20 protein-coding genes are annotated in these 26,340 nt (G+C 65.8%); 9 read left to right on the top strand and 11 right to left on the bottom strand.

The features are described from left to right. Positions 1-3 precede the first annotated feature (3 nt). On the top strand, positions 4-2,151 hold the full coding sequence (locus ACQVDU_RS03850) for a 3-hydroxyacyl-CoA dehydrogenase NAD-binding domain-containing protein (protein ID WP_443476270.1): 2,148 nt from the start codon (positions 4-6) through the stop codon (positions 2,149-2,151). Positions 2,152-2,220: 69 nt separating this feature from the next. On the opposite strand, the gene dxs is transcribed toward ACQVDU_RS03850, so the two are convergent. From dxs to dut, 5 genes are all read right to left on the bottom strand, one after another. Next, complete coding sequence (gene dxs, locus ACQVDU_RS03845; protein WP_443476393.1) at positions 2,221-4,167, bottom strand: 1-deoxy-D-xylulose-5-phosphate synthase; 1,947 nt, start codon at positions 4,165-4,167, stop codon at positions 2,221-2,223. Between the two features lie 122 nt (positions 4,168-4,289). Continuing rightward, a complete protein-coding gene (locus ACQVDU_RS03840; RefSeq protein WP_363498430.1) occupies positions 4,290-7,124 on the bottom strand; it encodes an aconitate hydratase in 2,835 nt (944 codons plus the stop codon). Between the two features lie 132 nt (positions 7,125-7,256). Next, a complete protein-coding gene (locus ACQVDU_RS03835) occupies positions 7,257-7,949 on the bottom strand; it encodes a DUF3159 domain-containing protein (RefSeq protein ID WP_300594792.1) in 693 nt (230 codons plus the stop codon). Positions 7,950-8,008: 59 nt separating this feature from the next. After that, positions 8,009-8,638 (bottom strand): DUF3710 domain-containing protein, encoded by a 630-nt coding sequence (locus ACQVDU_RS03830; RefSeq protein ID WP_300594789.1) that lies wholly within the window; start codon positions 8,636-8,638, stop codon positions 8,009-8,011. Further along, positions 8,635-9,108, bottom strand: coding sequence for a dUTP diphosphatase (gene dut, locus ACQVDU_RS03825; protein ID WP_300594785.1), 474 nt, complete (start codon positions 9,106-9,108; stop codon positions 8,635-8,637). Before dut ends, ACQVDU_RS03830 begins: the two co-directional genes overlap by 4 nt. 24 nt (positions 9,109-9,132) lie before the next feature. Here dut and ACQVDU_RS03820 point away from each other — a divergent pair, with 24 nt between their 5' ends. Further along, positions 9,133-9,603, top strand: a complete 471-nt coding sequence (locus ACQVDU_RS03820; RefSeq protein ID WP_300594782.1) for a DUF3093 family protein — start codon at positions 9,133-9,135, stop codon at positions 9,601-9,603. Between the two features lie 25 nt (positions 9,604-9,628). On the opposite strand, the gene ACQVDU_RS03815 is transcribed toward ACQVDU_RS03820, so the two are convergent. Next, positions 9,629-9,922, bottom strand: a complete 294-nt coding sequence (locus ACQVDU_RS03815; protein ID WP_300594779.1) for a DUF4193 domain-containing protein — start codon at positions 9,920-9,922, stop codon at positions 9,629-9,631. Positions 9,923-10,132: 210 nt separating this feature from the next. On the opposite strand from ACQVDU_RS03815, the gene sepH reads away from it, so the two are divergent. Next, positions 10,133-11,179: a septation protein SepH gene (gene sepH / locus ACQVDU_RS03810; RefSeq protein WP_443476269.1), complete on the top strand. Its 1,047-nt coding sequence runs from the start codon at positions 10,133-10,135 to the stop codon at positions 11,177-11,179. A 23-nt stretch (positions 11,180-11,202) separates the two neighbouring features. Here the strand turns inward: sepH and ACQVDU_RS03805 are convergent, their stop codons facing one another. Continuing rightward, positions 11,203-12,324, bottom strand: a complete 1,122-nt coding sequence (locus ACQVDU_RS03805) for an alkaline phosphatase family protein (RefSeq protein ID WP_300594801.1) — start codon at positions 12,322-12,324, stop codon at positions 11,203-11,205. Positions 12,325-12,395: 71 nt separating this feature from the next. Here ACQVDU_RS03805 and ACQVDU_RS03800 point away from each other — a divergent pair, with 71 nt between their 5' ends. Next, positions 12,396-14,855, top strand: coding sequence for a DNA gyrase/topoisomerase IV subunit A (locus tag ACQVDU_RS03800; protein ID WP_300594804.1), 2,460 nt, complete (start codon positions 12,396-12,398; stop codon positions 14,853-14,855). A 32-nt stretch (positions 14,856-14,887) separates the two neighbouring features. On the opposite strand, the gene ACQVDU_RS03795 is transcribed toward ACQVDU_RS03800, so the two are convergent. Then, positions 14,888-16,963 carry a DNA gyrase/topoisomerase IV subunit B gene (locus ACQVDU_RS03795; protein WP_363498517.1) on the bottom strand — a complete coding sequence of 692 codons (2,076 nt, stop codon included), beginning with the start codon at positions 16,961-16,963 and terminating at the stop codon, positions 14,888-14,890. A 163-nt stretch (positions 16,964-17,126) separates the two neighbouring features. Here ACQVDU_RS03795 and ACQVDU_RS03790 point away from each other — a divergent pair, with 163 nt between their 5' ends. Next, positions 17,127-17,342, top strand: a complete 216-nt coding sequence (locus tag ACQVDU_RS03790; protein ID WP_443476268.1) for a DUF7455 domain-containing protein — start codon at positions 17,127-17,129, stop codon at positions 17,340-17,342. A gap of 32 nt (positions 17,343-17,374) precedes the next feature. Further along, positions 17,375-18,391, top strand: a complete 1,017-nt coding sequence (locus ACQVDU_RS03785; RefSeq protein ID WP_300592386.1) for a sugar-transfer associated ATP-grasp domain-containing protein — start codon at positions 17,375-17,377, stop codon at positions 18,389-18,391. A gap of 6 nt (positions 18,392-18,397) precedes the next feature. Here the strand turns inward: ACQVDU_RS03785 and ACQVDU_RS03780 are convergent, their stop codons facing one another. The 3 genes from ACQVDU_RS03780 to ACQVDU_RS03770 all read right to left on the bottom strand — a co-directional run bounded on the left by ACQVDU_RS03780 (position 18,398) and on the right by ACQVDU_RS03770 (position 21,615). Further along, positions 18,398-19,096, bottom strand: a complete 699-nt coding sequence (locus ACQVDU_RS03780; RefSeq protein ID WP_300592383.1) for a coenzyme F420-0:L-glutamate ligase — start codon at positions 19,094-19,096, stop codon at positions 18,398-18,400. Continuing rightward, complete coding sequence (locus tag ACQVDU_RS03775) at positions 19,093-20,469, bottom strand: RNA polymerase sigma factor (protein ID WP_300592380.1); 1,377 nt, start codon at positions 20,467-20,469, stop codon at positions 19,093-19,095. The genes ACQVDU_RS03780 and ACQVDU_RS03775 overlap by 4 nt, the downstream gene beginning before the upstream one ends. Positions 20,470-20,697: 228 nt before the next feature. After that, positions 20,698-21,615, bottom strand: coding sequence for a proteasome assembly chaperone family protein (locus tag ACQVDU_RS03770; protein WP_300592377.1), 918 nt, complete (start codon positions 21,613-21,615; stop codon positions 20,698-20,700). A gap of 83 nt (positions 21,616-21,698) precedes the next feature. Here ACQVDU_RS03770 and ACQVDU_RS03765 point away from each other — a divergent pair, with 83 nt between their 5' ends. The 3 genes from ACQVDU_RS03765 (at position 21,699) to sucB (ending at position 26,322) form a co-directional block, all read left to right on the top strand. Further along, positions 21,699-23,183 carry a leucyl aminopeptidase gene (locus ACQVDU_RS03765; protein WP_300592374.1) on the top strand — a complete coding sequence of 495 codons (1,485 nt, stop codon included), beginning with the start codon at positions 21,699-21,701 and terminating at the stop codon, positions 23,181-23,183. Continuing rightward, complete coding sequence (lpdA, locus tag ACQVDU_RS03760) at positions 23,180-24,553, top strand: dihydrolipoyl dehydrogenase (protein ID WP_300592371.1); 1,374 nt, start codon at positions 23,180-23,182, stop codon at positions 24,551-24,553. The genes ACQVDU_RS03765 and lpdA overlap by 4 nt, the downstream gene beginning before the upstream one ends. A 62-nt stretch (positions 24,554-24,615) precedes the next feature. Further along, on the top strand, positions 24,616-26,322 hold the full coding sequence (gene sucB / locus ACQVDU_RS03755) for a 2-oxoglutarate dehydrogenase, E2 component, dihydrolipoamide succinyltransferase (RefSeq protein ID WP_300592369.1): 1,707 nt from the start codon (positions 24,616-24,618) through the stop codon (positions 26,320-26,322). Positions 26,323-26,340: the final 18 nt, after the last annotated feature.

Below are 26,340 nucleotides of genomic sequence, written 5' to 3'. Positions count from 1 at the left end.
GCCATGACCAACTATGACGAGATCGACTTCTCGCCGCTCGATGCCCTCGCCGACGGCGAGGTCATCACGCACTCGCTGGTGACTGACGTGCGTCTGGCCTCGGGCAAGACGCTCGCCCTCATCACCCTGGACAACGGTCGCGATCACACCCGACCCAACACGCTGGGACCGGCAACGCTGAAGGAGCTCGGGGAGACGCTCGACCGTCTAGCCTCTCGGGCCGCCGCGGGTGAGATCCACGCGGTCGCCATCACGGGCAAGCAGTACATCCTGGCAGCGGGCGCTGACCTCAGCGACGTTTCGCGGGTTCCTTCGGCCGCGATCGCAAAGCTCATCGCGCAGCGGGGTCACCAGGTTCTGGGCAAGCTGTCGAGCCTGGGCGTCCCCAGCTTCGCCTTCGTGAACGGCCTCGCCCTCGGCGGTGGGCTCGAGATCGCCTTGAACTCCACGTACCGCACGGTGGATGCTTCGGCGGCCGCCATCGCACTCCCTGAAGTGTTCCTGGGCATCATCCCGGGGTGGGGTGGGGCGTACCTGCTCCCGAATCTCATCGGCATCGAGAACGCGCTCGAGGTCGTCATATCCAACCCACTCAAGCAGAACCGGGTGCTGAAGCCCCAGCAGGCCTATGACCTCGGCATCATGGACGAGATCTTCCCCGCGGCGAACTACCTCGAGGATTCGTTGCGGTGGGCAGATGGCGTCCTCACCGGCTCCGTCAAGGTCGAGCGCAAGAACGAGCCGGGCAAGATCGAGCGTCTCACCAAATGGCCGATCGCCATCAAGATGGCCCGCGGGATGCTCGAGAGCCGCATCGGCACGGTCCCCCGCTCCCCCTATGTGGCACTCGACCTGCTCGATAAGGCCAAGAGTGGCACGAAAGCGGAGGGGTTCGCGCGCGAGGATGAGGCGCTGACTGATCTCATCACCGGTGATCAGTTCGCGGCATCCATGTATGCGTTCGACCTCGTGCAGAAGCGCGCTAAGCGACCCGTCGGTGCGCCGGACAGGGCTCTGGCCAAGAAGGTCCAGAAGGTCGGGATCATCGGGGCGGGCCTCATGGCCAGCCAGTTCGCGCTGCTTTTCGTGCGCAAGCTCCAGGTTCCCGTCCTGATCACCGACCTCGATCAGGCGCGCGTTGATAAGGGGCTCGCCTACATCCACGAAGAGATCGGCAAGCTCGAGCAGAAGGGACGTCTCGACGGGGATGCCGCGAATCGCCTGCGCGCACTCATTCACGGCACCACGGACAAGAGCGAGTACGCAGACTGCGACTTCGTGATCGAGGCGGTCTTCGAAGAGGTTGGAGTCAAGCAGCAGGTGTTCGGTGAGATCGAGAAGATCATCGCCGAAGACGCGATTCTCGCGACAAACACCTCGTCCCTGTCGGTGGCGGAGATCGGCGAGAAGCTCGAGCACCCCGAGCGACTCGTCGGATTCCACTTTTTCAATCCGGTCGCAGTGATGCCGCTGATCGAGATCGTGAGAACACCCGCGACCGACGAGGCGGCACTGTCGACCGCCTTCGTCGTGGCCAAGGGGCTCGGCAAGAACGCTGTTCTCACCGCCAATGCCCCGGGTTTTGTCGTCAACCGCCTTCTTGCGAAGGTCATGGGCGAGGCGGCTCGGGCCGTGTACGAAGGCACGCCGCTGCTTACGGTCGAGAAGGCCTTCGGCCCCCTCGGCCTGCCCATGACACCCTTCCAGCTCATCGATCTGGTGGGCTGGAAGGTCGCCGCGCACGTGCAGGACACGATGGCTGCAGCCTTCCCAGAGCGCTTCTATGCGAACGAGAACTTCCACGAGCTGGCGGAGCTGCCGCAGGTCGTCGAGAAGGACAAGAACGGCAAGGTCACTGGCTGGACGAAGGCTGCCGAGAAGATCCTCAAGCCGGCCGTGGGCACTGCACCGGCGCGCGAAGACGAGATCCTTCGCCGCGTGCAGGACGGGTTGGCGCAGGAGATCCGCATCATGCTCGATGAGGGTGTCGTGCCCGAGGTCGAAGACATCGATCTCTGCCTGATCCTCGGTGCAGGCTGGCCCTTCATCGACGGCGGCGCCTCGCCGTACCTCGATCGCGAAGGGGCATCTCAGCGCGTCTTTGGGGGCACCTTCCACGAACCGCCCATCCGAGGAATCGCCGCCGTCTGATCAGACCGCACACGAGAGAGGGGGCCCGGCTGGATCAGCCGGGCCCCCTCTCTCGTGTGCATTGCCGCGTCAGTCGCGGCGTTCCGCGAACTCGGCGACGAAATCGGCGCTGTTCTCAGCCCGGCGTGCGATCGGAATCCTGGTGCCGAGGACCTGCGCGACGACATCCTGGGCGATCTTGCTGGCGACAAGCCCGGCATCCTCGAGGATCTGCTCACGGGTCGCATGAGCGATGAACTCATCGGGAAGCCCGAGCTCGTCAACGGCAGTGTCGACGCCCGCCTCCCGCAGCACCTGGCGAACGCGGGTCCCGATCCCCCCGACACGGATGCCGTCCTCGATCGTGATCACGAGGCGGTGCGCCGCAGCGAGATCGATCACAGACGGCTGGACGGGGATCACCCAGCGGGGGTCGATGACAGTCGCACCGATCCCCTGAGCACGTAGTCGGGTCGCGACGTCCATTGCGATGTGCGCCATCGGCCCGATGCCGACCAGCAAGACGTCTTCCGCGCCGCCGCGAGCGAGCACGTCGACCCCGTCATCGAGACGTTCGACCGCAGGCAGGTCGGGGAGCACCGACCCCTTCGGGAACCGCACAACGGTTGGGGCATCGGACACCGAAACCGCCTCGCGGAACTCTTCGCGCAGACGCTCCGCGTCGCGAGGCGCCGCGATTCGGATGTTGGGCACGAGCTGCAGCATGGCGAGGTCCCAGACGCCGTGGTGACTGGGCCCGTCGGGCCCGGTGACCCCCGCGCGGTCGAGGACGAAGGTGACCCCCGCACGGTGCAGTGCGACATCCATCATGACCTGATCGAAGGCGCGGTTCATGAAGGTCGCGTAGACGGCAACGACCGGGTGCAGCCCCCCGAAGGCCAGACCCGCCGCTGAAGCCACGGCGTGCTGCTCAGCGATGCCAACGTCATAAACCCGCTGCGGAAAGCGCTCAGCGAAGGGTTGCAGGCCGGTGGGGCGCAGCATCGCAGCGGTGATGGCGATGACGTCTTCGCGCTCGGACCCCACCTCCACGAGCTCCTGAGCGAAGACGTCAGTCCACGCCGATGCACCGGAACCGCCGACGGGCTCACCCGAAACGGGGTCGATCTTGCCGACAGCGTGGAACTGGTCGGCAACGTCGCGGAGCGCCGGTTCGTAGCCGCGCCCCTTCTCGGTTATCGCGTGCACGATAACCGGTGCCCCGTGCTCCTTTGCGAGCTCGAGTGTCTCGATCAGCATCGGAAGGTCATGCCCGTCGATCGGGCCGAGGTACTTGATGTCGAGGTTCGAGTACAACGCCTCGTTGTTCGTGAATCGGGAAAGGAAACCCCGGGTTCCGCCCCGGACCCCCCGGTAGAAGGCGCGAGCCGCGGGCCCGAGCCGGCTGGAGATCCGGTCGGACCGCTTGCGCAGCGTCTCGTAGCTGGATGCCGTACGCACGCGGTTCAGGTAGCGTGCCATGCCGCCGATCGTCGGGGCATATGAGCGTCCGTTGTCATTGACGACGATGACGAGATTGCGGTCGTTGTCGTCCGAGATGTTGTTGAGCGCTTCCCACGTCATGCCGCCGGTCAGCGAGCCATCACCGACAACGGCAACGACATGGCGGTCACGGCGCCCGGTGCGGGCGAACGCCCGGGAGATTCCGTCGGCCCAACTGAGGGAGCTGGACGCGTGCGATGACTCGACGACGTCGTGCTCACTCTCTGAGCGCTGGGGGTAGCCGGCAAGGCCGCCACGGCTGCGCAGCTGTGAGAAGTCCTGGCGCCCCGTGAGGAGCTTATGGACGTATGACTGGTGCCCGGTGTCGAAGATGATCGGGTCATCCGGCGAAGAGAACACCCGATGCAGTGCGATGGTCAGTTCGACCACGCCGAGGTTCGGCCCTAAGTGGCCTCCTGTGCGAGCGACGTTCTCGACAAGAAACGCGCGCACCTCTTCCGCAAGTTCGCAGAGCTGATCCGTCGTGAGAGCGTCCAGATCCCGTGGCGAGCGGATCGTGGGAAGCAAAGCCATCTCACTCCTCCCGTCGGGTGGCATCCCAGCCGGAAATGCCATCTCGCAAGTCTATCGATGAGCCGAGGGGCGGGATCGAGCACTCCCGTGTCTCGACCTCGCCCCTCGGCTGCGTTCGACTCTCAGACGAGCGAGCGCAGCACGTACTGGAGGATGCCGCCGTTGCGGTAGTAGTCAGCCTCACCGGGTGTGTCGATACGAACAATCGCGTCGAACTCGACAGTCTGCTTGCCCTCCGGTGAGAACTCGCTCGGCTCAGCGGTCACGCGCACCGTCTTCGGGGTCACGCCCTCGTTGAGCTGCTCGAGGCCGGTGATGCTGATGATCTCGGTGCCGTCCAGGCCGAGCGACTTCCAACTTTCTCCGGCGGGGAACTGCAGCGGCACGACTCCCATTCCGATGAGGTTCGAGCGGTGAATGCGTTCGAAGCTTTCGGTGATGACGGCCTTCACGCCCAGCAGGTTCGTTCCCTTGGCCGCCCAGTCGCGCGACGAGCCCGAGCCGTACTCCTTGCCGCCGAACACGACAAGCGGAATCCCCTGCTCCTGGTAGTTCATGCTCGCGTCGTAGATGTACGACTGCGGGCCGCCCTCCTGCGTGAAGTCCCGGGTGTAGCCGCCCTCGACGATCTGACCGTCGTTGACCGCTGCGACCAGTTCGTTCTTCAGTCGGATGTTGGCGAACGTTCCGCGGATCATGACTTCGTGATTGCCTCGGCGCGAACCGTAGGAGTTGAAGTCCTTCTGCGCGACGCCGTGCTCGGCGAGGTACTGAGCGGCGGGCGTGCCGGCCTTGATGTTCCCCGCGGGGCTGATGTGGTCGGTCGTCACCGAGTCGCCGAGCGTTGCCATCACGCGAGCTCCGCGGATGTCGCTCACCGGGGTGAGCTCCATCGTCATTCCGTCGAAGTACGGGGCCTTGCGGACGTAGGTGGAGTTCTCGTCCCACTCGAACTGCGCGGCATCCGGGGTGGGGAGGCTGCGCCAGCGCTCGTCACCGTCGAACACCGTCGCGTACTGCTTGATGAACTGCTCGCGCGAGATCGACGAGTCGATGACTTCCTGGACCTCCTCAGTCGAGGGCCAGATGTCCTTCAGGAACACGTCGTTCCCGTCCTGATCCTTGCCGAGCGGGTCGGTCTCGAAGTCGAAGTTCATCGAGCCGGCGAGGGCGTAGGCCACCACGAGCGGCGGCGAGGCCAAGTAGTTCATCTTGACGTCCGGGCTGATGCGCCCCTCGAAGTTCCGGTTGCCCGAGAGCACGGCGGTCACCGCGAGGTCGTTGTCGTTGATAGCTGCCGAGACTTCATCGATGAGCGGACCGGAGTTACCGATGCAGATCGTGCAGCCGTAGCCGACCGTATAAAAGCCGAGCCCCTCGAGCGCCTTGTCGAGACCGGAGGACTCGTAGTAATCGGTGACGACCTTCGATCCGGGGCCTAGGGTCGTCTTGACCCACGGCTTGCGCTTGAGTCCCTTGTCGACGGCCTTCTTCGCCAGCAGGCCTGCGGCGAGCATGACCGACGGGTTCGAGGTATTGGTGCACGAGGTGATCGCTGCGAGCGTGACTGCGCCGTTGTCGAGCAGGTAGCTCTGCCCGTCGGGCGTGGTCACCTTCACGGGCTTGGATGCCGCCGCAGGCCCTCCGGAGGAGATCAGGACGTTGTGCACGTGCCCGTCCTCATCACCGGGTTCCCCGCCCGGGTCGGATGCCGGGAAGGACCCCTGCGACTCCAGGTCGACGATCGACTCGGATGAGGTGGGCGTGGCGTAGTTGAGGATGTCCTTCTCGAACTGGGACTTGGCCTCGGAGAGAAGAATGCGGTCCTGCGGGCGCTTCGGACCGGCGATCGAGGGGACGACAGTACCGAGGTCAAGCTCCATGAACTCGCTGAAGACGAGTTCACGCGCGGGGTCGTGCCACATCCCCTGCAGCTTCGCGTAAGCCTCGACGAGCGCAACAGTCTGCTCGTCACGGCCCGTCAGGCGCAGGTAGTCGAGCGTGACGTCGTCGATCGGGAACATCGCGGCAGTCGAGCCGAACTCGGGGCTCATGTTGCCGATGGTCGCGCGGTTGGCAAGCGGCACGGATGCAACGCCCTCGCCGTAGAACTCGACGAACTTGCCGACCACGCCGTGCTTACGGAGCATGTCGGTAATCGTGAGCACGACGTCGGTCGCGGTCACACCGGCCGGAATGGATCCGGTGAGCTTGAAGCCCACGACCCGCGGAATGAGCATGGACACCGGCTGGCCGAGCATGGCGGCCTCAGCCTCGATCCCACCGACTCCCCAGCCGAGCACGCCAAGCCCGTTGACCATGGTGGTGTGCGAGTCCGTGCCGACGCAGGTGTCGGGATAGGCGCGGAGCACGCCGCCGACTTCCCGGTCGTACACGACCTTCGCAAGGTGCTCGATGTTCACCTGGTGGACGATGCCGGTGCCGGGGGGAACGACCTTGAAGTCGTCGAAGGCAGTCTGGCCCCATCGCAGGAACTGGTAACGCTCGCCGTTGCGCTCGTACTCGATCTCGACGTTGCGCTCGAGGGCGTTCGGCGTGCCGAACAGATCCGCGATGACCGAGTGGTCGATCACCATCTCGGCGGGCGAGAGCGGGTTGATCTTGGCGGGGTCGCCGCCGAGGGCGGTCACCGCCTCACGCATCGTGGCGAGATCGACGATGCAGGGAACACCGGTGAAGTCCTGCATCACCACGCGAGCGGGGGTGAACTGGATCTCGGTGTCGGGCTCGGCATCCGGGTTCCAGGAGCCGAGCGCCTGGATCTGCTCCTTCGTGACGTTCGCGCCGTCTTCGGTGCGAAGCAGGTTCTCGAGGAGCACCTTCAAACTGAAGGGGAGCTTTTCGTACCCGGCGACGGAGTCGATCCGGAAGATTTCGTAGTCGGTCTCCCCGACTGTCAGTGTGCTCTTGGCACCGAAGCTGTCAACGGTGGACATGTGTGCTCCTTCGTCGGCGGAGGCGGGAAGCCGGTCGCTCCCCATCTTGTTCGTCGGAATCAGACCCTGCCAGCAAGGCGACCCTTACTGGATCTGAAGCCGAAAAGTATCTTGACGTCAAGATAAATGCTATCACTCGGTGCGTCGCGGATACAGCGCCCGAACCACCAGCCACGTCACGGCGATGAGTGGGGCGAACAGCGGGATACCCATGAGCAGCTTGGTGGTTCCGAGCGCGGTCACGTCTCCCGCGAAATAGAGCGGGAGCTGAACGATCAGGCGCGCAGCGAACAGGCTGGCCCAGGCGATCGAGAGCCAGAAGAAGACCCGACGCTTGCGCGGATCACGTCGCCAGGCTGTCCCCTCGCCCATGAGGAATCCCACGGCGAGTCCGATCAACGACCATCCCACCACGGCTGACACGAGAAACGCTGATCCGTAGATGGCGTTCGTGACGAAGCCAAGAACGAAGTTGTCTTCGGCCCTCCCGGTCCAGAGGGCAAGCGCTGCAGCTGCTGCGGCGGCGATCAAGCCCCCGAGCGCGGCGTTCACCGACGAGCGGGCAACAAGCCGCACCACGGTGAAGACCAGTGCGAGCCCCACCGAGACACCCAGCGCCAGCACGAGCTCGCTCGTGAGTGTGTACAGCAGGAGAAAGGCGAGGCTCGGGAGGACTGATTCGAGGATGCCGCGCCAGCCGCCGATCGCAGCCCAGACAGCGCGACCCGTCGTGACGTCTTGTGCGGGATCAAGACCAGCGCGACGAGCAGCTTCACCAAGAGCGGCGCTGACGGCATCCGAGACCCGAGGCTGCTCTCCGCTCATAGAGGAAGCGGCTGACTCGTCGGGCTGTGGAGCATCATCGGCGCCCGAGGGCGGAATGCTCACGTGGTACCCGGGGCTGCGGGCATTCGAAGCGGGATCAGGTCGCGCGGCGGCATGGGCGTGGTGCCGCGCACCACGACGATCGACCGAAACAGATCCTCGACTTGCGCTGCAGCGTCCACATCGGTGGCCGCAGCACCACCCACAACGCCACGGAGGAACCACCGGGGCCCATCCACGCCAATAAAGCGCGCGATGCGCTTGCCTGCCGACGGATCCGTCCCCGCGACAACGGGTACTTCCGCCAGGAGCTCCGGGCCGAGCGGGCCCTGACGCTCCTCGACGCGACCGCCCTGCTGGCGGATCTGCGCGCGGATCTGGTCTCGCGTCTCGTTCCACAATCCGGTCGATCGCGGCGCCGCAAAGGCCTGGACCTGCAACGTGGAACCGGCATAGTCAAGCCCGACGGCCACGATGCGCTTGGTCTGCTCCTCGACCTCGAGTCGTAGGTTCAGCCCTTCCCGCGGCAGGATCTTGATCGCGCCGAGGTCGATGTAGGGACGCACGGCGCGCGCTTCGGCCTCATCGAAGGGGCCAGACTGATCCCGATCTACGGGAGCGGACTTGGCATCCTTCTCGGGTCCATCAGCCGAGGCGTTCGGTGAACCCTCGTCGATCTGCTCCGTCATCGTGCTGCGCTCCGTCCCATAGCGTCAACGCTACCCCCGACGTAGCCGGTCGATCCGAACCCGCCCTCGCCGCGGGCGCTATCGGGCAGTTCCTCGACGGGGAGGAACCGGGCGATGGTGACGGGCATGATGATCATCTGAGCGATACGGTCGCCGACCGCGATCTCGTATGGTTCGCGTGCGTCGGTGTTGAGAAGGCACACTTTGATCTCGCCGCGGTAGCCGGCATCGACTGTGCCCGGCGAGTTCACAACGGTGATGCCGTGCTTGGCTGCAAGCCCACTCCGGGGAACGACAAAGGCCGCGTAGCCATCCGGGAGGGCGATGCGAACACCGGTTCCCACCAGCGCGCGCTCCCCCGGTTCGAGGCGCACAGCCTCAGCGGCGACCAGATCCGCGCCGGCATCACCCGGATGGCTATACGTCGGCGGGTGGGCGGCGATAATGGGGATGTCCACGGATGGGGTCACGCAACGAGGGTAATGCAGAACACGATGGCAACGACGAGAGTCCAGACCGCGGCCGACTATCGCGAACGGCTGGGGCCGTCGCTGTGGGTGATCGTGTCTGCCGCAGTGGTGGCACCCATGGCGGCACTGGTTCTCACCCCCATCGACACCACCGTCGCACTGGCCGCCGGCGCAGCGATCGGCGTCGTCGCGATCGCGCTCCTGGTCTGGGTGAGCCCGACGGTGCGCGTCGCCGACGGTCGCCTCTTCGCCGGTCGAGCCTGGATTGAGGCTCGCTACCTCGGCGAACCCGTTGCCCTCACGAATGAGGATGCGCGCTTCGCCCGTGGTCCGGGCCTGGATGCGACGGCGTGGCACGTCATCCGTGGCGGAATCGACGGCGTCGTCGTCGTCCCTGTCGTCGACCCGGATGACCCGGCACGAGCCTGGGTCATCTCCAGCCGAACACCGGACAGGCTCGCTGCGGCGATTCGACGCGCTCAGACAGCGCGCTAGGCGCTTCGGCGATAGCGCGCCGGGATCAGGCCGCGCACTCCTTGCAGATGATTCCGCCGGCCTCCTCGTGGTCCACCTGCGAGCGGTGCTTCACGAGGAAGCAGCTTGCGCACGTGAATTCATCCTGCTGCGGCGGCAGAACCACGACGTCGAGTTCCAGGTCTGAGAGGTCTGCCCCCGGCAACTCAAAGCCCGACGGGTTGTCGGAATCGTCGACGTCGACCGAACCCGACATCTTGTCGGGGACCCGCTCCTTGAGCGCCTCGATGGACTCGCTGTCGTCGTCGCTCTTGCGCGGTGCGTCGTAGTCGGTGGCCATTCTCTACTTCCGTTGCGTGATGCTGTGGTGCGGTGCTGCGGGGCCGCTATGGGCGGCGATAGTTTGCACGACGGATCGGGATTTTGCAAATGCTCGGTCCGTATGCCGACGTCCACGAAACGAGCGGCGCGCGACGGATATTCCCTGCCGCGGCGGCTCGGTGTGTCACCATGGGGCCGACACGCCGCAGAGGCACGGGAGGAGCGTGGGATGGAACAGCTCAAAGTCATCGCAACGGAAGACGATCAGCTGATCCTCGCAACGGAGTCGGGCGACAGGTTCACGCTCGCACTTGATGACGCGCTGGCATTCGAAGTTCGGCGCGCGCGGCGAGCACGCGAGTCCGATACGACGGCTGCCCGGCCGAGCCCCCGTGAGATCCAGACGCAGATCCGTGCGGGGCTGAGCGCGGAGGAAGTCGCGGAACTTCTGGGAGCTCGGGTCGAAGACGTGCGCCGGTACGAGGGCCCCGTCCTTGCTGAACGCGAGCACGTTCTCAGCCAAGCGCTGGCAGTCCCCGTGCTCGTTTCTGTTGAGCTCGAGCCCGACGGTGAGTCGACGTTTGGCGCAGCGGTGCGTGCGAAGCTCGCCGAAGCGGGTGCCACCGCGGAACGCTGGACCAGCTGGAAGGATGCCACCGGCTGGGTCATCAAGCTCGAGTTCCGCACCGGCGAAGTCGATCACGATGCCCGCTGGGGGTTCGACCCGCGCCGCACGACGCTGTCGCCGCTGAACACCGATGCGACGCAGTTGTCGCGGCAGGGCTCGCTCCCCGATGGTCTCATCCCACGGTTGCGCGCTCTCGATCCTTCGCCGTCGAAGGATGACTCGCGATTCGACTCCGGAGCGTTCGGTCCCCGACGAGACGATGACCAGGCACGCGACGCGGAGAGACCTGCAGAGCGCACCCCGGAGCGGGCGAGCGCTGCGGTTCGCGAGGCTGCTACCAAGCGCGCCGCCGATCCCGTCGTGACAACGTCCCCCGAGACAGCGGATCTGCTCGAAGCGCTGCGACGACGTCGCGGTCAGCGGGAGTCCGCTCCGGAGCCCAGCACCGATGAGGCGGAGCGTGCACCGGTTGCCCTGTTCGATGCCCTCGAGCCCGGTTACGACGAAGCCACCGCTCCCCCGCCGGCGGCAGCTGAAGAGGAATCTGCTGACCTCGAGGCGACGCAACTGTCGTCATCTCGTCGGCGCGGTCGCGCTGCCCTTCCGAGCTGGGACGAGATCGTCTTCGGCGCCCGCTCGGACGAGTAGCCTGAAGGACGCAGCGACAACGGTCAGGCGGCGTATGCGCCAGCTCGAAGCAGAGGAACGACAGACTCCTCGAGCGTGAGCGATCCGTGTTGTCCGACCATGCGCTGTGGTGACCGGTCGTCGAGCCGGTTGTCGTAGTAGGCGACCCGTGCCCTCGCCGCGACAAGTACATCCCCGATCCGTTCGACCATGTCTGGGTTCACGGTCCCGAACACCCCGGCGGCGATCGCTTCGTCACGGGTCATGACCCAAGCGCGCTCGGCGTCGACCGCCCGCCAGACACCGGCCACCGCATCGGCTGCCTGCGGCTGCGTATACAGATGCAGCATGCGCGGTTCTCCCGCGATGTCGGCGACCCCCTCAATGCGCGGGTCACCGTCATCCAGGAGCACGTGACGACTCGCTGGTACATCGATCATGCCGTGATCCGCTGTGATGAGCAGGCCTGCCTGGGGTGCCGCTTGGGCCAGGTCGCGAAGCGCGGCATCCACGCGTTCGAGACCGTCGGTCCATGCACCCGACTCCCAGCCGACGCGGTGACCGATGCCGTCGAGTTCAGGAACGTAGAGGTAGGTAAAACTTCCCGGATGCTGCGCCGCGATCGCACCGGCCCGGGCAATTCGGTCATCGAGGTCAGCGACCCCGATGAAATCGGCACCGTCGGTGGTCGCACGGGTAAAGCCCGAGGTGGCGAACTCCGGCTTCGAAACCACGTAGACGGGCCCGTGCTGCGTCTGTGGGCGGGTGAGCGGTGTCTCCGGCTGCCAATCCGACGGCAGATCGCCGTCTTCCCACCCATGCAGCAGGTTGGCAATTCGGCCGGTCTCGGGAACCCGCACACGGTACCCGAGCATGCCGTTGCGTCCAGGGTTTGTCGCGGTGAGGAGACTCGTGAGCGCGCTCGCTGTGGTCGAAGGGAACGTCGTGCGCGCGACATCCCGCGGACCGCCGACACTCGCGAGAAACCGCGCGTGGCCAGCGCGCGCCCGGAGTTGTGCGGCTCCGACACCGTCGAGCATGACCAGGACGGTGCTGCGGACAGGCCGCAGCCAGGTGCCCTCCCCACGCAGCGAACGAAACATCTCCGGCACGACGTCGGTGAGGCTCCGGGTTCTCGGCGAGTGCGCAGGTAGTGTGATCGGCATCCACGCCAGTCTCCCACGCGCCCTCTTCCCGCAGGGCGAGGTGCGTCCGTTCCAGCGTCCGAGGTTTTGTCATGCCGTCATCCCGTCCCCCCCAGCCCGCTGAGGTCGCCGAGCGGATCGAGGATGTCGACGTCGCAGCAGAAATGCAGGGCTCGTTCCTCGAGTACGCGTATTCGGTGATCTACTCGCGGGCCCTCCCCGACGCCCGCGATGGTTTGAAGCCGGTGCAGCGTCGCATCCTCTACCAAATGGCAGACATGGGTCTGCGGCCCGACCGCGGCCACGTGAAGAGTTCGCGTGTCGTGGGCGAGGTCATGGGAAAGCTCCACCCCCATGGAGATGCAGCGATCTACGACGCCCTGGTACGCCTCGCCCAACCCTTCTCGCTGCGTGTTCCGCTGGTGGACGGGCACGGCAACTTCGGGTCATTGGATGACGGACCTGCCGCTCCCCGATACACCGAGGCACGCCTCGCGGCTCCCGCACTCGCGCTGACAGAGAACCTGGATGAGGACGTCGTCGACTTCATCCCGAACTACGACGGACAGTTCCAGCAGCCAGCAGTGCTCCCCGCAGCCTTCCCGAACCTGCTCGTCAATGGCGCGTCGGGCATTGCAGTGGGTATGGCCACGAACATGGCGCCGCACAACCTCATCGAGGTCGTGGCCGCAGCCATCCATCTGCTGGAGAATCCCGAAGCGACGGTCGAAGAGCTCATGGAGTTCGTTCCCGGGCCCGACTTTCCGTCGGGAGGCATCATCGTCGGACTCGACGGAGTGAAGGATGCCTACGCGAAGGGCCGGGGCTCGGTCCGAACCCGCGCAAAGGTGTCGATCGAGTCTCTCGGCCCGCGACGAACCGGCCTTGTGGTGACCGAGCTTCCCTACCTCGTCGGCCCCGAGCGGGTGATCGAGAAGATCAAGGATGCCGTCACCTCCAAGAAGCTGCAGGGCATCGCCGATGTCACCGACCTCACCGACCGGCACCGCGGCTTGCAGCTGGTCATCGGCATCAAGACCGGGTTCGATCCGAACGCGGTGCTCGAGCAGTTGTACCGGCTCACACCGCTTGAGGACTCTTTCGGTATCAACAACGTCGCCCTCGTCGAGGGGCAGCCGCAGACCCTCGGTCTCAAGGAGATGCTGGCGGTCTATGTCGGTCACCGCATCGAGGTCGTGACGCGGCGCAGCCGCCACCGCCTCGGCAAGAGGCGCGAGCGGCTTCACCTGGTCGAGGGCCTCCTCATCGCGATCGTGGACATCGACGAAGTCATCCAGGTGATCCGCACCTCCGATGACGGCGAGCAGGCACGTACCCGACTCATGGAGGTCTTCGACCTCTCACAACCACAAGCCGAGTACATCCTCGAGCTGCGGCTGCGCCGACTCACCCGCTTCTCGCGTATCGAACTGGAGCAGGAACGCGACGCGTTGAAAGCTGAGATCGCCGAACTCGAGGCATTGCTCGCGAGCGACAGGCTGATCCGCGCGCAGGTCGCCACCGAGCTGGATGCCGCGGCCGAGGCATTCGGTACGCCGCGCCGTACTCTGCTGCTCAACGGCGGGCCCGTCGCGTCGCGCTCGTCGTCGAAGAAGCCCGTCGATCTGCAAATCGCCGACACTCCGTGCCGCGTGTTCCTCTCGGCGACAGGCCGGATGGTTCGGGCGGACCTCGATCCCGACGCGACGGGTGGGGGAATCGTGTCTCCCACGCGCCGGTCGAAGCATGATGCGATCCGGAGCGCCGCCGACGCGACAACGCGAGGCCACCTCGGAGCCCTGACGACCCGCGGACGTCTTGTGCGCTTCACGCCGGTCGATCTCCCCTCGGTTCCCGGTAACGCCGTGCAACTCGCCGCCGGAACCCGCGCAGACCAGTACCTCGGGCTCTCGGGCGGAGAACACGTCATTGCGATCGTTCCGCTCGATGGCACGATCCCGCTCGCGCTCGGTACCGCGCAGGGGGTCGTCAAGCGCGTGCTTCCGAGCGAAATCGCAGCCCGCGATGAGATCGAGATCATCTCCCTGAAGCCGGGGGACGCTGTTGTCGGCGGGGCGCTGGCCGCCGACGACGCCGAGCTTCTCTTCATCACCGACGATGCGCAGCTTCTGCGATTCGAGGCGAGCGCCGTGCGTGCGCAGGGTCGTGCAGCGGGCGGTATGGCGGGCATCCGACTCGGCTCAGGCGCGTCCGTCATCGGCTTTGCCGTGATCCCCGCCGCGGATGCTGCCGAGGCTGTCGTGGTGACGGCCGCGGGAAGCGCAGGCGCGCTGGCCGGGGCAGATGTGAGTTCAGGCAAGGTCTCGCCGCTGGGTGAGTTCCCCCCGAAGGGACGTGCCACCGGCGGCGTGCGCGCGCACCGACTGCTGAAGGGCGAAGACCGCCTGGTTCTTGCCTGGGCAGGATCCGACCCGCGCGCGGTCGCGCAGGATGGGGCGGCGCGCACGCTGCCGCCCGCGGGCGCGAAGCGCGACGCCTCAGGGGTGTCACTCGAAGCCGGCGTCGCAGCGATCGGCACTGTCGTCCGCTGAGTCGCTACACCAGCGGCTCTTGCCTGCGCGGATCAGGCGTCGATGCGCTCGCGGGCGAGCCGGTCTGACGACTCGATCAGGAATTCGCGCCGCGGTGCGACGTCGTTACCCATGAGCAGTTCGAAGACCGATGCCGCACCCTCGGCATCCTGTACCCGCACGCGACGCAGGGTTCGACCAGCGCGATCCATCGTGGTAGTCGCCAGCTGCTCGGCATCCATCTCGCCGAGGCCCTTGTAGCGCTGAATGGGCTCTTGCCACGTGCGGCCGGCCTTTGTCAGCCGGTTCAGCAGCGCGTGAAGCTCAGCCTCGCTGTACGTGTACAACGTCTCGTTGGGCTTGGTCCCCGGATGCTTCACGACCACACGATGAAGCGGAGGAACGGCGGCAAACACACGCCCCTCTTCGATCAGCGGACGCATGTAGCGGAAGAAGAGCGTGAGAAGAAGCGTGCGGATGTGAGCGCCGTCGACATCAGCGTCGCTCATCAGGATCACCTTGCCGTAGCGCGCCGTGCTGATGTCGAACGACCGACCCGACCCGGCACCGATGACCTGGATGATCGACGCGCACTCCGCGTTCGAGAGCATGTCGCTGATCGACGCCTTCTGGACGTTGAGGATCTTTCCGCGAATCGGGAGCAGCGCCTGATACTCGCTATTGCGCGCAAGCTTGGCGGTGCCGAGAGCCGAATCGCCCTCGACGATGAACAGCTCGGAGTCGGCGACGTCGTTGGAGCGGCAGTCCACGAGCTTGGCTGGGAGCGACGAGGACTCGAGAGCGTTCTTGCGCCGCTGCGTTTCTTTGTGAGCGCGCGCCGAGATCCGCGCCTTCATCTCGGCGACGACCTTGTCAAGCAGCAGCGAGGTCTGGGCTTTGTCATCGCGTTTGGATGAGGAGAATCGCGCAGCCAGTTCCCGGGCCACCACGGTCGAGACGATCTGGCGTACCGCGGGCGTGCCGAGCACTTCCTTCGTCTGGCCCTCGAACTGCGGTTCGGGAAGTCGGACGGTGAGCACGACAGTGAGGCCCGCCATGATGTCGTCCTTGTCGAGCTTGTCGTTGCCCACCTTCAGTCGGCGCGCGTTCTGCTCGACCTGAGTGCGAATCACCTTCATGAGGCCGGCTTCGAAGCCCTGCTGGTGCGTGCCGCCCTTCGGGGTCGCGATGATGTTCACGAAAGAGCGCAACGTCGTTTCGTAGCCGGTGCCCCAGCGCACTGCGACGTCGACCTCGCACGATCGCTCGAGTTCGGTCGGCACCATGGCCCCGGATGCCTGCAGCACGGGGACGGTCTCGGTAAACGTCCCTGTACCCTGCAACCGCCAGGTGTCGGTGATCGCGGCGTCCGGGGCGAGATACTCGGCGAACTCCGAGATCCCGCCGTCGAAGCGATACTCCGTCGTGACCGGTGTCTCAGGATTGCGTTCGTCGGTGATCGTGATCGTCAGGCCCGGCACGAGGAACGCCGTCTGTCGAGCCCGCTGCTGCAGGTCTTCGAGGGAGAACGCCGCGTCACGGGTGAAGATCTGCCGATCGGCCCAGTACCGAATGCGTGTGCCAGTGACACCCTTCGCGGCCTTGCCGACAACGCGCAGGACGGAGCTCTTCTCGAACGGCGTGAACGCAGAGTCCGGCGTGGGACCGGCAAACTCGCCCGGCTCACCGCGGTGGAACGACATCGCCCACGTCTTGCCGCCGCGGTCGACCTCGACATCCAGTCGCTCCGACAGTGCGTTGACGACTGACGCTCCCACACCATGGAGCCCGCCCGACGCACTGTACGACCCGGAACCGAACTTTCCGCCCGCATGCAGCTTCGTGAAGACAACCTCAACGCCCGATAGCCCGGTGCGGGGTTCGATGTCGACCGGGATGCCGCGGGCTCGGTCGCGCACTTCGACGCTCCCGTCGGCGTACAGCACGATCTCGATCGTCGAACCGTGCCCGGCAAGCGCCTCATCGACGGAGTTGTCGATGATCTCCCAGAGGCAGTGCATCAGTCCGCGCGAATCGGTGGATCCGATGTACATTCCGGGCCGCTTGCGAACCGCCTCGAGGCCTTCAAGTACCTGAAGATGGTGGGCGGAATACTCGGAGGTCACAATCGTTCAGGCTACGCGGCGTCGCTGGGATCGCTGCGGAGCCACGCGGCACGGGGGGCCGCCGTACGCGCTCAGCGAAATGTGACCCAATAGCGGCATACCCGAAACATCCCCGTGGTTGTATGTCATGACATCGCCAGGAGTGACGCACCGAGGAGGCATGACCATGGCTACCCTTTCACCCGCAGAGATCGACGTCATCGAGAGCCGTCTTACCGCCGCCGACCGCTGCGACTCGTGCGGCGCACAGGCGTACATTGCCGCCGAAGTCAACGGCAGCGAGCTGCTCTTCTGCGCCCACCACGGACGCCGCTACGAAGAGAAGCTGCGCGAGATCGCCACGAGCTGGCACGACGAGACACACCGACTGAGCGCTGAGTGACTTCAGCACAACTCTCGCCCCGTACCATCTGAATGGCATCGCTCGATCCGCGGACGCGGATGCACTATCGCGCCGCGCGGGCACTCCGGATCGACGTCGGTTCGCTGTGGCAGCGAGCGCGCGAGACATCGCGAGAGCACGGTCGCTGGACTCCTGCCGTGCTCGCCGACATGCTCTGGTCGGCTGGCGTGCGTCAGGTGGGATTCCAGGATTACGTTGATTACGACTTCGCGATTCTGAGCCGTGCCGAGCGCGCCACATACATGACGCATCCCGTCTCGAACGAGCTGTCACAGCGCTACGACGACCCGCGGTACCGAGCCCAGTTTCACAACAAGATCGCGTTCAACAGCACGTTTGCACCCTTCCTCCACCGCGAATGGATGACGGTCACGGCCGATAACGCGCACGAGTTGCGCGATTTCGTCGAGCGCCACGGCACCGTCATCGTCAAGGAGCCGGTCGGGCAGGCAGGATCCGGCGTCCACCGTTATCGAGCGGATGCCGTCACCGATTGGTCGGCGTTCCACACCGGTCTGCTGGAGCGCGGGGAACTCCTCGCCGAAGAGGTGATCACCCAGCATCCTGATCTTGCCGCCTTCTGCCCGGGCACGGTCAATACGACCCGGGTCACGACCTTCTTCGACGGCGAACGCACACACATCCTCGCCATGGCGCAGAAGTTCGGCCGGGGAGAAGTCAGCGACCAGATGAGCTTCGGCGGCTTCTATTCGATGCTCGACGACGACGGCCGGGCTGTGGGCCCCGGCTACGACTCGCACGGCAACGTGCACGAGTTTCATCCCGATACCGGGCGCCGCATTTCCGAGTTCACCCTGCCGATGCTCGACGACGTCAGGGTCTTCATCGATGAGGTGGCACGTGTCGTTCCGACAGTGCGCTATGTGGGGTGGGACGTCGTGGTGACTCCCCAAGGCCCGGTCCTCGTCGAGGGGAACTGGGCGGCAGGGGTCTACGAGAACAAGCCCAGCGTGACCGGCATCCGCACCGGCCACAAGCCCAAGTACCGTGCAGCTATCGGTTTCTGAGGAGCGCTAGACCGCGCGCACGATGCCGAGCGGCGTTGACTGGTGACCCTGGCCGAGCGGATTGTCGCGAAGCACGGCGAGAAGCGTCTTCTCGTCAGTCTTCGAGAGCGTCGACCCGAGAATGTTCCCACCGAGGTCGTTGATGTCCACCACCGCAACCTCGACGCCGGGGGCCAGCAACGTCTTGAGGTGCTGAGCTACCTCCCGGGGACGTTCGGGCCCCAGCACGACGGCGCTGTTGTACGGCGGGATGGTCCCACTGGTCGGGCCGTCGATCGCACGGGCGCGGTCGCCGGCGATCCGGTAGAAGTCGCCCGAGCGGCCGAAGGCCTTCGTCACGGCCGAGACCGCCGCAGCGAAAAGGATGCGCGGCGTGCCGCACTCGCGCAGCGCCATCTCCATGGTCTCGGGCATTCCGAGGCCGATCCCATACGGAGTACGCGTCACGTACCGCGACAGAAACAGGGCCAGCTTGCGCGGCTGAATCTCCGACACCGCGTACGAGCGCCCCTGGGTGATCGCGACGATCTTCTCGGTGACGAACAGCGTGTCGCCGGTGATGGCGTGCTCGAGGGCGTATTCGCGGATGATGTCATCCAGGTCATCACCGGGCATCACAACGCGCGTGCGGATCGGGATCCGCCGGTAGCTCGCGCCGTCGATCTCGACGTCGAGCGACTTCCCCTCGTTGGCGACGCCGGTCATTCCAGATAGTCCCGCAGCGATTGCGACCGCGACGGGTGGCGAAGCTTGGCCATCGTCTTCGACTCGATCTGGCGGATCCGTTCACGGGTCACACCGAACGTGTCGCCGATCTGGTCGAGCGTCTTGGGCTGACCGTCACCGAGTCCGAAACGCATGCGGATGACGCCGGCTTCCCGCTCGGACAGCGAGTCAAGCAGAGACTCGAGCTGACGCTGCAGCATCGTGAAACCGACAGCGTCAGCCGGAACGACAGCCTCGGTGTCTTCGATGAGGTCACCGAACTCGCTGTCGCCATCCTCACCAAGCGGTGTGTGCAGCGAGATCGGCTCGCGGCCATACTTCTGGACCTCGATGACCTTCTCGGGCGTCATGTCCAGTTCGCGGCTGAGCTCTTCGGGGGTGGGTTCGCGACCGAGATCCTGCAGCATCTGCCGCTGGACGCGGGCGAGCTTGTTGATGACCTCGACCATGTGCACCGGGATACGGATGGTGCGCGCCTGATCTGCCATCGCTCGGGTGATCGCCTGACGAATCCACCACGTCGCGTAGGTCGAGAACTTGAAGCCCTTCGTGTAGTCGAACTTCTCGACGGCACGGATGAGACCGAGGTTTCCCTCCTGGATGAGGTCGAGGAACTGCATCCCGCGACCCGTGTAACGCTTCGCAAGCGAGACAACCAGGCGCAGGTTAGCTCCGAGCAGGTGGCTCTTGGCACGCTGACCGTCGCGGGCGATCCACTGCAGGTCCAGGCCGAGCTGGCTGGACTTCTCTGCAGGCGTCATGTTCGACAGTTTCTCTTCGGCGAACAGACCCGCCTCGATCCGCATAGCGAGCTCGACCTCTTCGGCCGCGTTCAGCAGCGGAACCTTACCGATCTGCTTCAGGTAATCCTTGACCGGGTCAGCTGTCGCACCGGTGATCTGCGTCGAGTAGATCGGGACGTCATCCTCGTCGCTCGAGCTGATGACGATGGCGCCACTGGGGAGCGGCTCGGTGAAGACGGGCTTGCTGGGTGTTTCGTCGTCGTCAACGTCATCGTCGTCAGACGCGTCCTTCGCGGCCGGCGAGTCGGGTGCGTCATCCGATGATTCCGAGTCAGACGACTCGTCGTCGGCTCCCTCGTCGACGCCGTCCACATCAGCCTCGTCGAGTTCTTCGTCCTCGTCGATGTCGTCGGCGTCGTCATCCGCGCTCTTCGTGGATGTCTTCTTCGCGCTGGCCTTCGCGCCCGTCGCGCCGCTACGCTTCTTGGCTGCGGGACGCTTGCTGGCAGCAGTCGTGGCGACCTCGTCGTCGCTCTCGATCTCAGTAGCCAGCGCGTCCGCGTCGGCCTTCTTGGCGCGCGTACGGGTGGGTGTCGTGCTTGCGGTCACGTTTCGCCTCTCAGCGCACGGCGATCTGATTGCCGCGCTGTTGGTTTCGGACGCTAGTAAGACCCTTGTCAAGTCCCGCGGCCTGTGACGGCCACGGGTGACAATGGGTCGAACCACCATTGTCTCATACTCCGTCCGCGATTCCTGGCCCACTCCCCCGGCCGTCGCTAACGGATATCAGCAACAACGAGTGTGACGCGTTGCGTATTCCCCCGGCACAGGTGACGCTCAAGCCTTGTCGTCGTCGCCCGCGGGCCGGGTGGCCAGATACCGCTCCAGTTCGGCGGCAATCTCGTCCGCGGTCGGCAGGTCACCGGTGTGGATGATCGGCGTGGCGTTCGTCGCCCCCGCCATGTACGCGTCATAACGCTCTTCGAGGGTCTCGATCATCCGCTGCAGTTCGTCGCTTCCGCCAACCTGCTCCTGCACTTTCTCGAGATACTCGCGGTTCTCTTCCCGAAGTTCGTCACCGGCGAAGACCAATCCCGTGGCGACCGTGACGCTGTCGAGCGCGGCGAGAGCCGCTGCAGGATATTGCGTATCTGCGAGGTAGTGCGGCACCAGAAGCACGAAGCCCGCAACATCCGCCGCGGTCTCGGCAAAGCGGTACTCGAGGAGGTGGCCGACGGTCGCGGGAACCTGTGTCTCTGGCTGCCATACCGAATGCGCCGCCGTGAGCTCGGTCCGGGTCCCGCTCACTGTCGTTCCCAGCGGACGTGTGTGAGGGACAGGCATCGGAATGGCGTGTACCCACGTCACGCTCGCCACGTCAAGTTCAGCGGCCAGCTCGAGGACCGCTGCTGTGAACGAGTCCCAGGCGAAATCCGGCTCGTACCCCGTGAGCGTGATGAACGGCTGCCCCAAGGCGTCGTGAACGAGCGAGAGCTCCAGCCGGGGAGGCCGATAGTCAGTGAGGTGGTCGTGCTCGAAAGAGATGACCGGGCGACGCGCGCGGTAGTCGAGAAGGATGTCGTTCTCGAAAACCGCAATGGGCGTCGGCTCCAGATCCTCCCTCAGGTAGGTGACGACCCGACTCACGGCGGATCCGGCGTCGGTGAAACCGGTGAGCGCGATCACGAGCGGCAGACCCGCGGGCACCGGTGGGGCGCTGGCGACGCGGTGATAAACGGGTACCGACAAGGTCATGCCTCCATGCTAGGCGCGTGGTCGCAGTGGCCGCCCCGACGCGTGCCGCTCAGAGCGAACATGCCCCGACCTAGGATGAATGCATGGCCAGTCCTGTCGTCGAATTCAGCGAAGCCCCGGTTACCGAACACGACGCAGACGCGGTGGTGATGGTGATCCCCCTTGTTTCCGCAACCGCTGACGACGAGTGGGAATCCCTTCCCGGACTGCGCGAGAGCCTGGAGTCGATCGGGTTCACAGGCGCGGCGGGATCGCATGCCCGGGTGGCGGTTCCGCAGCTGTTCGCGCAGCCCGTTGCCGTCGTCGGCAGCGGTGCGGGTCGGGACGCGGCATCCGTTCGTAACGCCGTCGGTGTCGGATGCCGCACTCTGACCGGGTTCGCCGCTGTCGCCGTGGCTCTGCCCTTCCACGAGACGGCAGACGCGGCGCTCGCAGCCGCCGAGGGCGCAGGTCTCGGCGGCTACAGCTTCGCGAGCTTCAAGAAGGAACCGCCGAAGCCCCGCGCCAGCCGTGTCGTCGTTCATGCTGCGGCAGCGGTTCCGCCCGCGGATGCAGCACGAGTCCGCGCCGTGGTCGAAGCAGTCGCGCTCGTGAAGGACCTCGTGACCACCCCCGCCGACGCCCTCGGCCCCGCCGACATGGCGGAGGCGACCAGCGACCTGCTGACAGACCTCCCGGCAACAGTCCAGGTGTGGGACGAAACCGATCTGGCAACCGGCGGGTTCGGTGGCATCCTCGGTGTCGGTCGCGGCTCGGTACGCCCCCCACGCCTCGTTCGCGCCGAGTATGCGCCGGACGGCGCGACGCGTCACGTGGCTCTGGTCGGCAAGGGCATCACGTTCGACTCCGGTGGGCTCTCGCTCAAGCCCGCCGCCGGAATGGTCGACATGAAGTACGACATGTGCGGCGCGGCAACGGTCCTTGCTGTGCTTCGCGCGGTCGCTGAGATCGGTGCTCCCGTGCGCGTGTCAGCGTGGCTGTGTCTGGCCGAGAACATGCCCTCGGGGACGGCGACACGCCCGGGCGATGTCCTTCGCATCGCCGATGGCACGACGGTCGAGGTACTGAACACGGATGCCGAGGGCCGGCTGGTCCTTGCCGACGGGCTTGTCGCGGCGAGCCGTGAGCACCCCGACGTCATCGTCGATGTGGCAACCCTCACTGGTGCGATCACCACAGCGTTGGGAACGCGGCACGCAGGCGTCATGGGCGACGACGAGGCCGTCGCCCGCTACCTTGCGGCAGCGGATCGTGTCAACGAGCTCGCCTGGCAGATGCCCCTTCCCGACCACATGGTCGATGAACTCGACTCTCCGATCGCGGATCTTCGCAATGCAAAGGTCGGTGACCCCGCGGGAGGATCCCTCTTCGCGGGTCTGTTCCTTCGTCATTTCGTCGGAACACGCGACGACGCCGACGGCAGCGGAGTTCGGATCCCGTGGGTTCATCTCGACATCGCCGGTGTGGGCATGAACAAGGGTGCCCCCTTCGGGTTTACAGACAAGGGTCCGACCGCAGCGACGACCCGGAGCCTCATCGAGTTCGTGATCAGCGAGGCCGGCCGATGAGCGAGGACGCCTTCGACATCGTTGTACTCGGAGGCGGCTCCGGAGGCTACGCGGCAGCGTTGCGCGCCCGGGAACTCGGACGAACGGTTGCTCTGGTCGAGCGAGACCAGGTGGGCGGGACGTGCCTTCACCGCGGTTGCGTCCCCACGAAAGCGCTGCTGCACTCCGGAGAAGTCGCCGATGTCGTGCGGAACGCTGCCCACCACGGCGTGAGCGCGAGCCTTGACGCCATCGATATGGCCGCGGTCCACGACTACCGTCGCAAGATCGTCAGCAAGAAGCACGCAGGTCTCACCGGACTTCTCGCCGCGCGCGGTGTCGTCACCGTGGCCGGCGACGGCTATCTCGAACCCGGTTTGCGGGTTCGGGTGGGAGGCCGCACCCTGTCGGCATCCGACATCATCCTTGCCACCGGCGGGCGCACCCGCGAGCTTGCCGATGTGCCTCTCGGCGGGCGGGTGTTAAGCAGCGACACCGCGCTCGAGCTCGACGAGGTACCGTCATCCGTCATCATCCTCGGCGGCGGCGTCATCGGGGTCGAGTTCGCCAGCATCTGGCGCTCGTTCGGCGCAGAGGTGACGATCATCGAGCCGCTCGCCCGCCTGCTTCCCTCAGAAGACGAAGCCAGCAGTGCGGCGCTGCTCCGGGCGTTCCGCAAGCGCGGGATCACGACGACCTTTGGGGTTTCGTGCACCGGTGTGGACGCGAGCGACGACCACGTCACGGTGACCCTGTCGGATGGCTCGACCCGCACCGCAGACTACGTTCTGGTCGCGGCGGGCCGGGTTCCGGCTACCGCTGACCTCGGCTTCGAGGAAGCTGGCGTTGAACTCGCTGCCGGGTTCGTCGTGACGGATGCCGAGCTGCGCACGACCGCACCGCACGTCTGGGCTGTGGGTGACATCGTTCGGGGGCCACAACTTGCCCATCGCGGCTTCGCTCATGGCATCGCTGTGGCGGAGCGGATCGCCGGGCTGTCCGTCGCCCCGCTCGACGACAACTCCGTGCCGCGCGTCGCGTATTCGAGTCCGGAGGTAGCTTCCGTTGGGCTCACGACAGCGGCGGCGGTCGAACGGTTCGGTGAGGATGCCGTTCAAGTCGCGGAGATTCCGCTGGCTGCCAATGCCAAGAGCGAGATCTTGGGAACCACCGGATTCGCGCGGGTCGTGCGGCGGCGCGAAGGCCCGGTCCTGGGTGTGCACCTCGTCGGCGATCGCGTCGGCGAGCTCATCACCGAAGGACAGTTGCTCGTGGGCTGGGACGCGCATCCTGAAGACGTCGCCCCCCTCATTCACGCTCATCCGACACAGAGCGAGGCGCTCGGCGAAGCGCTCTTGCTGCTCTCGGGCAAGCCACTACATGCGATCTGACGACCGCCCCCGCAGAATCACTAAGCTGGAAACGACATCGGCATCCTGAAGGAGACAAACTCATGAGCACTTCCGTGGTCCTCCCCGCACTCGGCGAGAGTGTTACGGAGGGAACGGTGACCCGCTGGCTCAAGAAAGTGGGAGACACAGTTCAGGCCGATGAAGGGCTTCTCGAGATCTCGACCGACAAGGTCGACACCGAGATCCCCTCCCCCGTTTCCGGCGTGATCGAGGAGATCCTCGTTGACGAGGACGAGACCGTCGAGGTCGGCGCGATCCTGGCGAAGATCGGTGACGGCTCATCCGCACCCTCGTCGGACGTTCCCGCCGAGGAGGCTCCGGCCGAGCAGGCGCCGCAGGAGTCGGCTCCCGAGCCCGAGCCCGCCCCGGCCGAAGAGCCCGCACCTGCACCCGCTCCCGCAGCGCAGGCCGCTCCGTCCGGCGAGGGCAAGGACGTCGTCCTACCCGAGCTCGGTGAAAGCGTGACCGAAGGCACGGTGACCCGGTGGCTGAAGGCCGTTGGCGACACCGTCGAGGTCGACGAGCCGCTGCTGGAGATCTCCACCGACAAGGTCGACACCGAGATCCCCTCCCCTGTCGCGGGAACGCTGCAGGAGATTCTCGTGCAAGAAGACGAGACGGTTTCGGTCGGCGCGACGCTCGCCCGAATCGGTGACGGTGCCGCGCAGCAGTCCGCCCCAGAGCCCGCACCTGCTCCTGAGCCGACGCCGGAGCCCGCTGCCGAGAAGCCCGCGGCTGAGCCCGAGAAGCCCGCAGCGCCGAGCCAGACGGCAGAAACTCCCGTGACTTCGTCCGAAGTGACCGAGGCAGCCGCCGACGAAGCGGCGCCCGAGTCCGACGGCGACGGCAAGACGTATGTGACCCCGCTCGTTCGTAAGCTCGCGCAGGAGAAGGGCGTCGACCTCTCGACGGTCAAGGGAAGCGGCGTCGGCGGACGGATCCGCAAGGAGGACGTCCTTGCAGCTGCCGAGCCGGCAGCGACGCCCGCAGCCGCAACTGATGCGCCCAAGCGTGCTGCCCGGGAGGTTTCTGAGCTCCGTGGGACCACGCAGCCGATGTCGCGGCTGCGCAAGGTTCTCTCAGAGCGCGCTGTCGCGTCAATGCAGTCGACGGCTCAGCTCACCACCGTGGTTGAGGTCGACATCACCAAGGTTGCGGCATTCCGCGATGCGGTGAAGGGCGACTTCCAGAAGAAGACGGGCGATAAGCTCTCGTTCCTGCCCTTCTTCGCGCTGGCAGCCGCCGAGGCTCTGCAGGCGTACCCCGTCATCAACGCCACCGTCGACGAGGGTTCGATTGTCTACCCGGCAACCGAGAACCTCTCGATCGCGGTCGACACCGAGCGGGGCCTGCTGACTCCCGTCCTGCGCGATGCAGCAACGAAGAACCTCGCCCAGATCGCTCACGAGATCGCCGATCTCGCGGCCCGGACGCGGGACAACAAGCTCAAGCCCGACGAGCTCGCCGGCGGCACGTTCACGCTGACCAACACCGGCTCCCGTGGCGCGCTGTTTGACACGCCGGTCGTTTTCCTGCCGCAGTCCGCGATCCTCGGCACCGGCACTGTCGTCAAGCGACCCGGCGTCGTGCAGGTTGACGGAAAGGATGCGATCTCCGTTCGCTCGTATGTCTACCTCGCCCTGTCGTACGACCACCGGATCATTGACGGTGCGGATGCGGCCCGCTTCCTCGGTGCCGTGAAGGCGCGCCTCGAAGAGGCAGACTTCGCCGGCGATCTCGGCATCTGACGGGATCGGCGTCGAGCC

It is taken from the genome of Microbacterium sp. F2, assembly GCF_052274505.1.
Taxonomy (GTDB): domain Bacteria; phylum Actinomycetota; class Actinomycetes; order Actinomycetales; family Microbacteriaceae; genus Microbacterium.
Note: the sequence above shows the minus strand (reverse complement) of the source record. Positions and strands in the feature narration are given on the sequence as shown.

Coding starts and splice junctions, on each gene's coding strand:
- ACQVDU_RS03780 (WP_300592383.1), bottom strand. CDS start 19,096: ATGACCGGCGTCGCCAACGAGGGGAAGTCGCTCGACGTCGAGATCGAC.
- ACQVDU_RS03850 (WP_443476270.1), top strand. CDS start 4: ATGACCAACTATGACGAGATCGACTTCTCGCCGCTCGATGCCCTCGCC.
- ACQVDU_RS03800 (WP_300594804.1), top strand. CDS start 12,396: ATGCCGTCATCCCGTCCCCCCCAGCCCGCTGAGGTCGCCGAGCGGATC.
- ACQVDU_RS03770 (WP_300592377.1), bottom strand. CDS start 21,615: ATGACCTTGTCGGTACCCGTTTATCACCGCGTCGCCAGCGCCCCACCG.
- ACQVDU_RS03805 (WP_300594801.1), bottom strand. CDS start 12,324: ATGCCGATCACACTACCTGCGCACTCGCCGAGAACCCGGAGCCTCACC.
- lpdA (WP_300592371.1), top strand. CDS start 23,180: ATGAGCGAGGACGCCTTCGACATCGTTGTACTCGGAGGCGGCTCCGGA.
- ACQVDU_RS03830 (WP_300594789.1), bottom strand. CDS start 8,638: ATGACGGAGCAGATCGACGAGGGTTCACCGAACGCCTCGGCTGATGGA.
- ACQVDU_RS03840 (WP_363498430.1), bottom strand. CDS start 7,124: ATGTCCACCGTTGACAGCTTCGGTGCCAAGAGCACACTGACAGTCGGG.
- ACQVDU_RS03820 (WP_300594782.1), top strand. CDS start 9,133: ATGGCAACGACGAGAGTCCAGACCGCGGCCGACTATCGCGAACGGCTG.
- ACQVDU_RS03835 (WP_300594792.1), bottom strand. CDS start 7,949: ATGAGCGGAGAGCAGCCTCGGGTCTCGGATGCCGTCAGCGCCGCTCTT.
- sepH (WP_443476269.1), top strand. CDS start 10,133: ATGGAACAGCTCAAAGTCATCGCAACGGAAGACGATCAGCTGATCCTC.
- sucB (WP_300592369.1), top strand. CDS start 24,616: ATGAGCACTTCCGTGGTCCTCCCCGCACTCGGCGAGAGTGTTACGGAG.
- ACQVDU_RS03815 (WP_300594779.1), bottom strand. CDS start 9,922: ATGGCCACCGACTACGACGCACCGCGCAAGAGCGACGACGACAGCGAG.
- ACQVDU_RS03785 (WP_300592386.1), top strand. CDS start 17,375: ATGGCATCGCTCGATCCGCGGACGCGGATGCACTATCGCGCCGCGCGG.
- ACQVDU_RS03790 (WP_443476268.1), top strand. CDS start 17,127: ATGGCTACCCTTTCACCCGCAGAGATCGACGTCATCGAGAGCCGTCTT.
- dxs (WP_443476393.1), bottom strand. CDS start 4,167: ATGGCTTTGCTTCCCACGATCCGCTCGCCACGGGATCTGGACGCTCTC.
- ACQVDU_RS03765 (WP_300592374.1), top strand. CDS start 21,699: ATGGCCAGTCCTGTCGTCGAATTCAGCGAAGCCCCGGTTACCGAACAC.